Here is a 12,306-nt window from a genome sequence, read left to right on the forward strand (position 1 = left end):
CATGAACTATCGGCGCTTAACGGTAGCTCCGGCCAAGCCTACCCGGCGTCAACTGCGACGACGCCGCGCCGAACGTCATTGATGGCCTGCCTGGCGGTGGCCCGCAATTCGGGGTCCGGAGCGGCGTTACGGACCTGGTCCAGCAGGTCGAGCGCCTGTCGGCACCAGCGCACGAAATCACCTGCCAGCAGCGGTGATCCGGTGCCGGACCGGTCGGCCGCCGCGAGCGCCGCGGCGAGGTCCCCGGTCCTGGCCCAGCGGTAGATGACGTTGACGAAGCCGTCGTCGGGTTCACGGCTCGGGGCGATCCGGTGTGTTTGCTCATCGGTGCGCAGCGCCATCGACAGCCTCGACGTCTGCTGCAGCGCCTGGCGGGCTCGCTGGGTCGGCGCGTCGGCCGCGAAGGCTGCCCCCGGCCCCTCCCCACCCCGGGTTTCGTAGAGCACCGCCGAGACCACCGCGGCCAGTTCGGCCGGCTTCAACCCCGACCACGCGCCGGTGCGCAGACATTCGGCGACCAACAGGTCGCTTTCGCTGTAGATGCGTGCCAGCAGCCGGCCGTCGTCGGTCACGCGAGGATCGCCGTCACGCCCCTCGATGAAGCCGCGCTCGGTGAGCAACCCGACGATGCGATCGAAGGTCCGCGCCAGCGAACTGGTCGCCGCGGCAACCTTTTTCTCCAGTTGCGCGTTATCGCGCTCGATACGCAGGTAGCGCTCGGCCCGCCGGACTTGTTCCTCCAGGCCGGGCGTGTTGTGCGACGGGTGCCGGCGCAGCGCCTCGCGCACCGACGCCAGCTCGGGGTCGTGAAACCCGCCGTCGGGATCCGCGGGGCCGCCGCGGCGCCGGGAAGGTACGGCCAGCCCCGCGGCGGCCGATCGCAGCGCCGACGCCAGGTCGCGCCGTACCCGTGGCTGACGATGTTCGACCCGCTTGGGCAGTGACATCGACCCGACGGGCGCGGACGTCCCCGCATAGTCGGCCGACGAAATCCGGCCCGCCCACCGGTTTTCGGTGAGCACCAGCGGTCGCGGATCGGAGCTGTCCCGGGCCGACTCCAGCACAACGGCCAGCCCACCGCGCCGGCCCTGGGTGATGTTGATGATGTCGCCGCGGCGCAGCGCGGCCAGCGCGTCGCTGGCGGCCTGCCGTCGTTGCAGCCGCGACGCGCGGGATTGCGCGCGCTCCATCTCGGTGATGCGTGCCCGCATCCGGGCGTATTCCAGGATCGGGGCCTTGGTCCCGCCCATCTCGGCGGCGATCTCGTCGAGCATCGCGGTGCCCCGCTCGATGCCACGGACCAGCCCGACCACGGAGCGGTCGGCCTGATATTGCGCAAATGACTGCTCCAACAACCGATGTGCCTGCTCGGGACCCATCTGCTGAACCAGGTTGATCGTCATGTTGTACGACGGGGCGAACGAGCTGCGCAGCGGGAAGGTGCGGGTGGAGGCTAGCCCGGCCACCGCGGAGGGCTCGGTGGTTTCCTCGGTGGGGTTCCACAGCACCACCGCGTGGCCCTCGACGTCGATGCCGCGCCGGCCGGCGCGCCCGGTCAGCTGCGTGTACTCCCCCGGTGTCAGCGCCACATGCTGCTCGCCGTTGAACTTCACCAGGCGCTCGAGAACCACTGTGCGGGCGGGCATGTTGATCCCGAGCGCCAGCGTCTCCGTGGCGAACACCGCCCTGACCAGTCCGGCGGTGAACAGCTCTTCGACCGTGTGGCGGAAGACGGGCAGCATGCCGGCATGGTGGGCCGCGAGGCCCCGCAGCAGCCCCTCGCGCCACTCGTAGTAGCCGAGCACGGCCAGATCGGTGTCGGCGAGATCGCCGCACCGATGCTCGATCACCTCGGCGATCTGTGCGTGCTCCTCCTGCGTGGTCAGCTGCAGGGGTGAGCGCAGGCATTGCTGGACGGCAGCATCGCAGCCGACCCGGGAGAACACGAACGTGATCGCCGGCAGCAGGCCTTCGGAATCCAGGGTGGCGATCACGTCCGGGCGGGCCGGTGTCCGGTAGAAGCGGGGACGTGACGGCCGTCCCGGGCCTCCCCTGCCCGCCTGCCGCCGGCGGGGCTGCCAGTCGCTCATGCGGTCCGCCTCGCGGCGGTGCGCGATATGGCGCAGCAGTTCGGGATTGACGCGCGGTTGACGGTCCGCGGCCGGTGTCTGGTTGTCGTAATCGAACAGATCGAGCAGACGCTTGCTCACCAACACGTGTTGCCACAGCGGCACCGGCCGGTGCTCGTCGACCACGACCGTCGTATCGCCGCGCACGGTCTGGATCCAGCCGCCGAATTCCTCGGCGTTGCTCACCGTCGCAGAGAGGCTGACCACCCGAACCTCGTCGGGCAGGTGCAGAATCACCTCCTCCCACACCGGGCCGCGCATCCGGTCGGCGAGGAAATGCACCTCGTCCATCACCACATATGAAAGTCCATGTAGCGCAGGCGAATCCGCATAGAGCATGTTGCGCAGCACTTCGGTGGTCATGACCACCACCGGCGCGTCGGCGTTGACGGAGATGTCGCCGGTGAGCAGGCCGATGCGGTCGCGGCCGTAGCGGGCCGTGAGGTCGGTGTGCTTCTGGTTGCTCAGCGCTTTCAGCGGCGTGGTGTAGAAACACTTGCCGCCGGACGCCAACGCCAGGTGCACGGCGAATTCGCCGACCACCGTCTTGCCGGCGCCGGTCGGCGCGCAGACCAGCACGCCGTGGCCTCGTTCGAGCGCCGCGCACGCCCGCCGTTGAAAGCCATCGAGCGCGAAGGGCAGTTCGGCGGTGAACCGGGTGAGTTCCGGCAGGTCGGCCACGTCACCAGTCGGCGACGGATCAGGTGACATCGTCGTGTTGCCCGGCGGTGAACGACGGCTGAGGTATCGGGTTGGGGGGTTCGATGACCGATGCTTCGTCGTCGGGTATCACGGTCTGGGCTTCACGCTTGGCCTTCCGCCGGTCGTGCAGCCTGCAAATCTGGATGGCGAGCTCCAAGAGGACGGTCAGCGCCAGCCCGAGTGCGGTCATCGAAAACGGGTCGGATCCGGGAGTGAAGACCGCCGCGAACGCGAACATCGCGAAGATCAGGCCGCGCCGCCAGGCCTTGAGCCGCTCGTAGGGCAGCATGCCGATGGTGTTGAGCATGACGATGAGCAGCGGGAATTCGAAGCTGACGCCGAAAACCACCAGCAGGTTGATCAGGAAGCCGAAATACCGGTCGCCGGACAGGGCGGTCACCTGCACGTCACTCCCGACGGTCAGCAGGAAGCCCAGCGCCTTGGCGAGGACGAAGTAAGCCAGTACCGCGCCGACGACGAACAGCACCACGGCGGGAACCACGAACGCGACCGCGAAGCGGCGTTCCTTCTGGTAAAGCCCGGGCGTGATGAATGCCCACAGCTGGTAGAACCAGACCGGGCACGCCAGCACCACCCCGGCCGTCAATCCCACCTTGAGCCGCAACATGAACTGGTCGAACGGCGCGGTGGCCAGCAACCGGCATTGGCCGCCCGCGCTGATCTGCGCGCGCGCCGACTGCGGCAGCGAGCAGTAGGGATGACGTAACCACTCACCCAGGCTTTCCAGCCCGAAGATCGAATGCGAGTACCAGACGAACCCGAAGATCGTGGTCAGCAGGATCGCGGCCAGCGAAATCAGCAGCCGGGTGCGCAGTTCGGTCAGATGGTCGACCAGCGACATGGTCGCATCCGGGTTGGTTCGGCTGCGCCGGTTACGCGGGTTGAGGCGCCTCAGCAGGCCTGAAGTGCGCGCTGAAACCTTGAAGACTTTCACGATGCTCGGTCAGGGGCGCTCGGGCAGCGCGACGATGATGGTTACTACGCCGGACGTGCTTCGCTGTGCCCCTGATCGCTGGGCGCCGGCGCGTCGGCCCGCTCCGACTGGACGGGAGTCGGGCTGGCGGTGTTGGTTTCCAAGGACGACGTTTCGGCCTTGTTCTCCGTCTGCATTTCGCGGAGCTCGGACTTGAAGATGCGCATCGACTTACCCAGCGAGCGCGCCGCATCGGGGAGCTTTTTGGCACCGAACAGCAAGATCACCACGACCGCAAGGATCGCCCAGTGCCACGGACTGAGACTGCCCACTTTGATTACCTCCAGACGTTCACCCGATGCTACCGCAGTAGCGCCCGGTGGCGGCGGGCCCGCGCCGCGCCGCGGTGGACCATGTCGCCTGGGCTTTTGTCAGCTCAGGGCTTCGTAGGACGCCACGGCGGCCGCTGCGCTGTCCCGCACCCGCTGCGCCAGGGACGCGGGCCCCAGCACCTGCACGTCGGGCCCGAAGCCCAGCACCAGCCGGGTCATCCAGTCCTCGGAGGCGAAAGTCATGACCGCCTCGCAGGATCCGTCCGCCAATTCGCGTACGTCGCGCATCGGGTAGTACTCGAACATCCAGGAGGCCGCAGGTGCCACCCGCAGCGTGGCCGACGGCAGGGACGGATCGCCGTCGAACAGCGACGTGTCCGGCGGCGCGTGCAGCGCCGGCTCGGGTGGCGCGGCGGGCTCGTCGAGCTCGTGGGCGTCCACGATCCGGTCGAAACGGAACAACCGAACGCCTTCCGCCTCACGTGACCAGGCCTCCAGGTAGCTGTGGCCGCCGATCAGCAGCACCCGGATGGGGTCGACCACCCGGCTGGTCAGCGTGTCGCGTGAGGCGGAGTAGTAGTCGATGCCCAACGCGTGTCTGGACTGGACGGCCGCGCGCACCGCGGCGGCGGCCCGGTTCTCCACCGGGGCGGGCTCGTCGACGGCCGACGCCGCGGGCGAGGTGTCGTGCCCGGCGGCCCCCGCGGCATCCTCGATCTTGGCGATGGCACTGCGCGCGGCTTCGGGGTCGACGACGCCGGGTATGTCGGCCAGCGCCCGCAACGCCACCAGCAGGCCGGTGGCCTCGGGCGAGGTGAGCCTGAGCGGGCGGTCGATTCCCGCGGAGAAGGTCACCTCGATGGTGTCGCCGGAGAACTGGAAGTCGATCAGATCACCCGGGGAATAGCCGGGCAAACCGCACATCCACAGCTGGTTGAGGTCGTCTTCCAGCTGTTTGGCCGTTACTCCGAGGTCGGCGGCGGCCTTGGACCGGGTGACCCGGGGATTGGCCTGGAAGTACGGCACCATGTTCAGCAGCCGGATCAGGCGGGTGGACACGGAAGTCATCGGCGCCACTCCTCATCGCTGCGCTGCGCATCGTCGCTGGCGCGTGTCATGCGGGGGTTCCCCCGCGCCCGGGCGACTGCCCGGCGGCGACGGTGTCCACACCCGCGTGCGCGCGCAGCCGGGCGAGCACGTCTTCGCGCAGCGACTGTGGTTCGAGCACCAGGGCGTCGGCTCCGTAGCCGGCGATCTCGCGTGCCAGCTGGTCGGCGGACCTGATGTCGAGTTCGATCACCTCACCGTCGCGACCGCCGAGTTGGCGCGCCTCGACCGGCCTGCCGGCGCGCCGCAGCGCCGTGGCCCGCCCGTCGGCCACCCACACTCGGGTCTGTCCGCCGGTCGGCGTCGCCGCGGCGTCGGTGACCGTCTGGGCCGCGATCTTGCGCAGGTCGACGTCTTTCGGCGCGGCGACGGCGCCCGGCGGCCCGATCGGCGTGACGTCCGGACCGATGCGGGAGAGCCGGAAGGTCCGGGTGGCGTCGCGGTCACGGTCGTGGCCCACCAGGTACCAGCGGCCCTTCTCGGTGACCACGCCCCAGGGCTCGACGGTGCGGGTGGCGTACGGTTCGGCTCGCGAGGGTCGATGCGGGAACTGGACGGCCTGCCGGGAGTCGATGGCGGACAACAGGATTCCGAGGACGTCCTCCGACCCCCGCAGACCCGGAACCCCGGCCGGCGACGCGATGGCGACCGGCGCGTCCGGGTCGACCTCCACCCCGGCCGCGCGCAGTTTGAGGAGCGCGCCCTGGGTCGCGGTGATGAGTTCGGGCGACTCCCACAGCTGCGTCGCGACGGCTACCGCGGCCGCCTCGTCGGGAGTGAGGTCGACGGGCGCGAGCGAGTAGGCGTCGCGGTTGATCCGGTAGCCCTCGACGGGGTCCCAGGCCGAGGCGCGGCCGACCTCGAGCGGGATGCCGAGGTCGCGCAGTTCGTTCTTGTCCCGCTCGAACATGCGCGAAAACGCCTCGGCGCTGGCGCTGTCCGGGTAACCCGCCACGCTCGACCTGATCTTTTCCGCCGAGATGTAGCCGCGAGTGGACAGCAGGGCTATGACCAGATTTACCAGCCGCTCGACTTTTGACGTCACCATTGGTGACAGATTATTCGATGTTCGTGGTCCGGCGCTTGCACCGGCCGCCCGCGTCGCGCTAGCGACGCGGTGCCGCCGGGGACGCGGCTACATGCTCGCGATCAGCCGCTTGACCCGCTCGTCGACCGCCCGGAAGGGGTCTTTGCACAACACGGTGCGCTGGGCCTGGTCGTTGAGCTTGAGGTGCACCCAGTCGACAGTGAAGTCACGTCCGGCCGCCTGGGCGGCGCTGATGAACTCGCCGCGCAGCCGCGCCCGGGTGGTCTGCGGCGGGTTGTCGACCGCCTCCGCGATGTCCTCGTCGGTGGTGACGCGCGCGGCCAGCCCCTTGCGCTGCAGCAGGTCGAAGACGCCGCGCCCGCGCTTGATGTCGTGGTAGGCCAGGTCCAGCTGGGCGATCTTCGGGTCGGACAACTCCATGTTGTAACGGTCCTGGTAGCGCTGGAAGAGCTTGCGTTTGATCACCCAGTCGATCTCGGTGTCGACCTTGGCGAAGTCCTGGCTCTCGACCGCGTCGAGCTGGCGGCCCCACAGGTCGACGATCTGCTCGATCTGCGCGTTGGGCTCCCGCGTCTGCAGGTGCTCGACGGCGCGGCTGTAGTACTCGCGCTGGATGTCCAGGGCGCTGGCCTGGCGCCCGCCCGCCAGCCGCACGGGACGGCGCCCGGTGGTGTCGTGGCTTACCTCGCGGATGGCGCGGATGGGGTTGTCCAGCGAGAAGTCCCGGAACGGGACGCCGGCCTCGATCATCTCCAGCACCAGCGCCGCGGTGCCCACCTTGAGCATGGTGGTGGTCTCGCACATGTTGGAGTCGCCGACGATCACGTGCAGGCGCCGGTACTTCTCTGCGTCGGCGTGCGGCTCGTCGCGGGTGTTGATGATCGGCCTGCTGCGGGTGGTGGCCGACGAGACGCCCTCCCAAATGTGCTCGGCGCGTTGGGAAAGGCAGAATGTCGCGGCCTTGGGGGTCTGCAGCACCTTGCCGGCGCCGCAGATCAGCTGCCGGGTGACGAGGAAGGGCAGCAGCACATCCGAGATCCGGGAGAACTCACCGGCGCGCACGATCAGGTAGTTCTCGTGGCAGCCGTAGGAGTTGCCCGCCGAATCGGTGTTGTTCTTGAACAGGTAGATGTCGCCGCCGATGCCCTCGTCGGCGAGCCGCTGCTCGGCGTCGACCAGGAGGTCTTCCAGCACCCATTCCCCGGCGCGGTCGTGGGTGACGAGTTGCACCAGGCTGTCGCATTCGGCGGTGGCGTACTCGGGATGGCTTCCGACGTCCAGATACAGGCGGGCGCCGTTGCGCAGGAACACGTTGGAACTGCGGCCCCAGGACACGACCCGCCGAAACAGGTAGCGGGCCACCTCGTCAGGGCTGAGCCGCCGGTGGCCGTGGAATGTGCAGGTGACCCCGAACTCGGTCTCGATGCCCATGATTCGTCTCTGCACGTAACCGAGACTACTGGTTGTCCGACCGGGACGGTGAGCATGCCGCGCTTATCAATCCGACGAAAGTCGTTCGTAGACCCCCGGCGTGGCCGCGGTGCGGCCCGAAGCACCCGGCGGCTCTCGCCGGCACCACAGCCCACCACCGGCTCACCCGCACCTTGCGTACCACCAGAACCACCAGAACCACCAGCACCGGTGCGGGGGCGGCAGCCCCGCGCGCCCGCCGTGATCAGTCGGAGGGTGCGCCGTCCGGATCCGACGGCTCGCCGTCGCTTCCCGACCCGTTGGAGTCCAGCTCGCGCAGCAAGTTCTCCAGCGCGGCGCGATTGATCCGCCGAAACGCCCGTCGCGGCCGGTTGACGTCCAGAATGGCGACTTCCAGGCTGCCCACGTCGAGCGTGGACTGGTCGCCATTCGAGGCCTCGCTGCCGGCCCGCAGCGCTTTCACGGCGATCCGCGCGGCCTCGCGCAGATCGGCGTTCTCGGCGTAGGACTCCTTGAGCGCCGTGGTGATCGGTTCCGTGGTACCGCCCATCACCACGAAATGCGGCTCGTCGGCGATCGATCCGTCATAGGTGATCCGATAGAGCTCAGGCTGTTTGGTCTCGCCGTAGTGCGCCACCTCGGCAACACACAACTCCACCTCGTAGGGCTTGGCCTGCTCGGTGAAGATGGTGCCCAGCGTCTGCGCGTAGACGTTGGCCAGCTGACGCCCGGTGACGTCGCGACGGTCGTAGGCGTAGCCGCGCGTGTCGGCGAACTGGATTCCCCCGCGGCGCAGGTTGTCGAATTCGTTGAACTTACCGGCCGCCGCGAAGCCCACGCGATCGTAGAGCTCGCTGATCTTCTGCAGCGACCGGGACGGGTTCTCCGCGACGAAGAGCACACCGCCCGCGTAGGCCAGCGCGACAACGCTCTTGCCCCGGGCGATACCTTTACGCGCGAGCTCGCTGCGCTCGCGCATCGCCTGCTCAGGCGAGATGAAATACGGAAAGCTCACTTCTCACCGCCATCGGGGCCGAAAGTGTCAGCGCGCGAACGACTTTGGATCACTTCGCGGGCCAATTCGGCGATGCGGCCCTCCGGCACCTCGAGCGCGCCCTCGGCGCCGATGGTGACTGCGGTGGGATAGATCCCCCGCACCAGATCGGGTCCGCCGGTTGCGGAGTCGTCGTCGGCCGCGTCGTAGAGCGCCTCGATGGCGACACGTACCGCGGAATCGGCATCGGTGACCTGCGAGTACAGCTTCTTCATCGACGACTTGGCGAAGATCGAGCCCGATCCCACCGACTGGTAGCCCTCCTCTTCGATGTTCCAGCCGCCCGCGGCGTCGAAAGACACGATGCGCCCGGCACCTTCGGGGTCGGGCGCATCGATGTCATAGCCCGCGAGCAGCGGCAGCGCGACCAAACCCTGCATCGCGGCCGCGAGGTTGCCGCGCACCATGATCGCCAGCCGGTTCACCTTGCCGGCAAACGTGAGGGGGACGCCTTCGAGTTTCTCGTAATGCTCGAGTTCCACCGCGTAGAGGCGGGCGAACTCCACGGCGATGGCGGCCGTGCCCGCGATGCCGGTCGCGGTGTAGTCGTCGGTGATGTACACCTTCTTGACGTCGCGCCCAGCGATCATGTTGCCCTGTGTCGCACGCCGGTCGCCGGCGAGCACCACCCCGCCGGGGTATTTCAGCGCGACGATGGTGGTGCCGTGTGGCAGCTGCCCGGTGACGGCATCCGACTGCGCGCCGGACAGGCTTGCCGGCAGCAATTCCGGCGCCTGGCGCCGCAACAAGTCGGCGAACGACGAGAGATCTATAGCGGGAGTTCCCGGAAGTGCGGAATTGGTGGACAGGCGATTAGTGAACGGCCAGGTCACTGTCCGCCCTTTTGGACGTACGCGCGAACGAAGTCCTCAGCGTTCTCCTCGAGGACGTCGTCGATCTCGTCGAGCAGATCGTCGGTGTCCTCGGCCAGCTTTTCCCGGCGTTCTTGGCCCGCCGCGGTGGTGCCGGCGATGCCGTCTTCGTCATCGCCACCGCCGCCACGCTTGGTCTGCTCCTGAGCCATCGCCGCCTCCTGCGTTGTGTGGGCCGTTGGAATGGCTTACCCACCGATCAAGCCACACTGCCCGTTGGTCTCACTAGCCTACCGGGCGACCCCGACGTTCCCGGGGTGGACCGGCAACCTAGCTGGTGAGTTGTTCCACCAGTTCGGCGGCGCTGTCTACCGAGTCCAGCAGCGCACCGACGTGCGCCTTGCTGCCGCGCAGCGGCTCCAACGTCGGAATGCGGACCAGGGAGTCACCGCCCAGGTCGAAAATCACCGAGTCCCAGCTGGCCGCGGCGATGTCGGCGCCGAACCTGCGCAGGCATTCGCCGCGGAAGTACGCGCGGGTGTCCGTCGGCGGTTTGTCCACCGCCTCGAGCACCTGGTGCTCGGTCACCAGGCGCTTCATCGACCCGCGCGCGACGAGCCGGTTGTACAGGCCCTTGTCCAGCCGGACGTCGGAGTACTGCAGGTCCACCAGATGCAGTCGCGGCGCCGACCAGCTCAGGTTCTCGCGCTGCCGGAATCCTTCGAGCAGGCGCAGCTTGGCCGGCCAGTCGAGTATCTCGGCGCACTCCATCGGGTCGCGCTCGAGCTGGTCGAGAACATGCGCCCAGGTTTCTACGACGTCGGACGCGCGCGGGTCGCGGTCCCGGCTGTCGACCAGCTTGGCCACCCGATCGAGGTAAACCCGTTGCAGCGCAAGGCCGGTCAGCTCGCGACCATCGGCCAGGGCCACGACGGCACGCAGCGAAGGGTCGCGACTGACCGCGTGAACCGCGTGCACCGGCCGCGCCAGCGCCAGATCGCTGAGGTCGATGCCGTGCGCCGGGCCCTCCTCGATGAGGTCCAGCACCAGCGCCGTGGTGCCCAGTTTCAGATAGGTGGACGTCTCGGCGAGGTTGGCGTCGCCGATGATGACGTGCAGCCGCCGGTACCGGTCGGCGTCGGCGTGCGGTTCGTCGCGGGTGTTGATGATGCCGCGTTTGAGCGTGGTCTCGAGGCCGACCTCGACCTCGATGTAGTCCGAGCGCTGGGACAGCTGAAATCCGGGCTCGTCGCCGGAGGGCCCGATGCCGACCCGACCGGAGCCGGTGACCACCTGGCGGGAGACCAGAAAGGGTGTCAGCCCGGCGATGATGGCCGAAAACGGCGTCTGCCGCGACATCAGATAGTTCTCGTGCGATCCGTACGACGCGCCCTTGCCGTCGACGTTGTTCTTGTAGAGCTGCAGCTTTGCGGCCCCGGGCACGCTGGCGACATGGCGCGCGGCGGCCTCCATCACGCGCTCGCCTGCCTTGTCCCAGATCACCGCGTCGAGCGGGTCGGTGCACTCGGGTGCGGAGTATTCGGGGTGCGCGTGGTCGACGTAGAGCCGCGCGCCGTTGGTCAAGATCATGTTCGCCGCGCCGACCTCGTCGGCGTCGACGACCGGGGGCGGGCCGGCCGAGCGGCTCAGGTCGAAGCCGCGGGCATCCCGCAACGGCGATTCCACCTCGTAATCCCAGCGAGTTCGCTTGGCGCGCTGAATGCCCGCCGCTGCCGCATAAGCCAATACCGCCTGCGTCGAGGTGAGGATCGGATTGGCCGTCGGGTCCGATGGCGATGAAATGCCGTATTCGACCTCCGTCCCGATAATCCGTTGCATGACCTCAGCGTAGGCCGGGCGACGAAGCGCCCCGCAAAGCGGGGCGCGCAGGAGCCGGCCCATCAGCCCAGCCGGGCGACGAAGCGCCCCGCAAAGCGGGGCGCGCGGGAGCGCGCCATGCGCTCGTTCGCGGCATGGAGACTGCTGCGGCACAGGCACTCCGGTGGTGGCGGCGCAACCGCGACCGCCGTGTCGCGGTCCGTCGTGTTGACGGCTCCGACACCAGTGATTAATTTCACCCTGTGTCCGCCCCCGAATCCGGCCGCGCCGCCGGCAAGCACGCACTCGACCTGTCCGGAAAGCGTTACGGGGAGGTGCTCCTCGTGACGCCCGGCGAGGCGGGCCCCCAGGCAACGGTTTACAACAGCTTTCCGCTCAACGACTGTCCTCAAGAACTGTGGTCGGTGCTGGACGCGCACGCCATCGCCACCGAACACGGGGCGGCCGCGGCCCTGCTCAACGGCCCCCGATATTGGCTGATGAACGCGATCGAAAAACCAACCCTGGGCCCGCAAATCACGAAATCCTTCGGCGGGATCGAGATGATCCAGCAGGCCACCGTCCTGCTGTCGTCGATGAACCCGTCGCCGTACGTTCCCAACACGGTCAGCCGCCACACGGTTTTCGTGTTCAATGCCGGCGAAGAGGTGTACGAACTCATCGATCCCCAGAACCAGCGCTGGATCATGCAGACCTGGAGCCAGGTCGCCGACGCCACCTTGTCGCGTGCGGACCTACCGGGACTCGCCGACCGGCTCGACCTGCCGGCCGGATGGGCCTACCAATCGCGCGTGCTCAGCGACGAACTGCGCGTGGACACGACCCAGCGGTCCGCCCAAGTTCTGCAGGACAATCTGACCAACAGCTATTCGCTGGTGACGGGCTGATTGCGGCGCTGCCGAGAGACAAACCACGCAC

11 protein-coding genes are annotated in these 12,306 nt (G+C 68.3%); 1 reads left to right on the top strand and 10 read right to left on the bottom strand.

Annotated elements, in window-relative coordinates; translation table 11 throughout:
* Nucleotides 1–38: 38 nt before the first annotated feature.
* From OQ789_RS21865 to dop, 10 genes are all read right to left on the bottom strand, one after another.
* Nucleotides 39–2,810, bottom strand: coding sequence for an RNA helicase (locus OQ789_RS21865; protein WP_324688261.1), 2,772 nt, complete (start codon nt 2,808–2,810; stop codon nt 39–41).
* 19 nt (nt 2,811–2,829) lie between these two features.
* Entirely contained in the window at nt 2,830–3,786 is a 957-nt protein-coding gene (gene tatC / locus OQ789_RS21870; RefSeq protein WP_324688262.1) for a twin-arginine translocase subunit TatC, read from the bottom strand.
* A 44-nt stretch (nt 3,787–3,830) separates the two neighbouring features.
* Complete coding sequence (tatA, locus tag OQ789_RS21875) at nt 3,831–4,097, bottom strand: Sec-independent protein translocase subunit TatA (RefSeq protein WP_324688263.1); 267 nt, start codon at nt 4,095–4,097, stop codon at nt 3,831–3,833.
* Nucleotides 4,098–4,196: 99 nt separating this feature from the next.
* Nucleotides 4,197–5,165, bottom strand: a complete 969-nt coding sequence (locus OQ789_RS21880; RefSeq protein ID WP_324688264.1) for a YafY family protein — start codon at nt 5,163–5,165, stop codon at nt 4,197–4,199.
* 46 nt (nt 5,166–5,211) lie between these two features.
* Nucleotides 5,212–6,252, bottom strand: coding sequence for a YafY family protein (locus OQ789_RS21885; protein WP_324688265.1), 1,041 nt, complete (start codon nt 6,250–6,252; stop codon nt 5,212–5,214).
* 87 nt (nt 6,253–6,339) lie between these two features.
* The gene (gene pafA, locus OQ789_RS21890) at nt 6,340–7,698 is read right to left on the bottom strand and encodes a Pup--protein ligase (protein ID WP_156749990.1); all 1,359 of its coding nucleotides are present in this window, start codon (nt 7,696–7,698) and stop codon (nt 6,340–6,342) included.
* 229 nt (nt 7,699–7,927) lie between these two features.
* Nucleotides 7,928–8,698 carry a proteasome subunit alpha gene (prcA, locus tag OQ789_RS21895; RefSeq protein WP_324688266.1) on the bottom strand — a complete coding sequence of 257 codons (771 nt, stop codon included), beginning with the start codon at nt 8,696–8,698 and terminating at the stop codon, nt 7,928–7,930.
* Nucleotides 8,695–9,570: a proteasome subunit beta gene (prcB, locus tag OQ789_RS21900; protein WP_324688267.1), complete on the bottom strand. Its 876-nt coding sequence runs from the start codon at nt 9,568–9,570 to the stop codon at nt 8,695–8,697. The genes prcA and prcB overlap by 4 nt, the downstream gene beginning before the upstream one ends.
* A complete protein-coding gene (locus OQ789_RS21905; RefSeq protein WP_324688268.1) occupies nt 9,567–9,761 on the bottom strand; it encodes a ubiquitin-like protein Pup in 195 nt (64 codons plus the stop codon). Before OQ789_RS21905 ends, prcB begins: the two co-directional genes overlap by 4 nt.
* Before the next feature lie 118 nt (nt 9,762–9,879).
* Nucleotides 9,880–11,388 (bottom strand): pup deamidase/depupylase, encoded by a 1,509-nt coding sequence (dop, locus tag OQ789_RS21910; RefSeq protein ID WP_324688269.1) that lies wholly within the window; start codon nt 11,386–11,388, stop codon nt 9,880–9,882.
* Nucleotides 11,389–11,630: 242 nt separating this feature from the next.
* Here dop and OQ789_RS21915 point away from each other — a divergent pair, with 242 nt between their 5' ends.
* Complete coding sequence (locus OQ789_RS21915) at nt 11,631–12,275, top strand: hypothetical protein (RefSeq protein WP_324688270.1); 645 nt, start codon at nt 11,631–11,633, stop codon at nt 12,273–12,275.
* Nucleotides 12,276–12,306 lie beyond the last annotated feature (31 nt).

Source organism: Mycobacterium sp. 94-17, assembly GCF_035617725.1.
Classification (GTDB): Bacteria; Actinomycetota; Actinomycetes; order Mycobacteriales; family Mycobacteriaceae; genus Mycobacterium.

What these genes read in the sequence shown, in the direction of transcription:
- OQ789_RS21880 (WP_324688264.1), bottom strand. Translation starts at nt 5,165, where the DNA reads ATGACTTCCGTGTCCACCCGCCTGATCCGGCTGCTGAACATGGTGCCG.
- OQ789_RS21885 (WP_324688265.1), bottom strand. Translation starts at nt 6,252, where the DNA reads ATGGTGACGTCAAAAGTCGAGCGGCTGGTAAATCTGGTCATAGCCCTG.
- OQ789_RS21905 (WP_324688268.1), bottom strand. Translation starts at nt 9,761, where the DNA reads ATGGCTCAGGAGCAGACCAAGCGTGGCGGCGGTGGCGATGACGAAGAC.
- dop (WP_324688269.1), bottom strand. Translation starts at nt 11,388, where the DNA reads ATGCAACGGATTATCGGGACGGAGGTCGAATACGGCATTTCATCGCCA.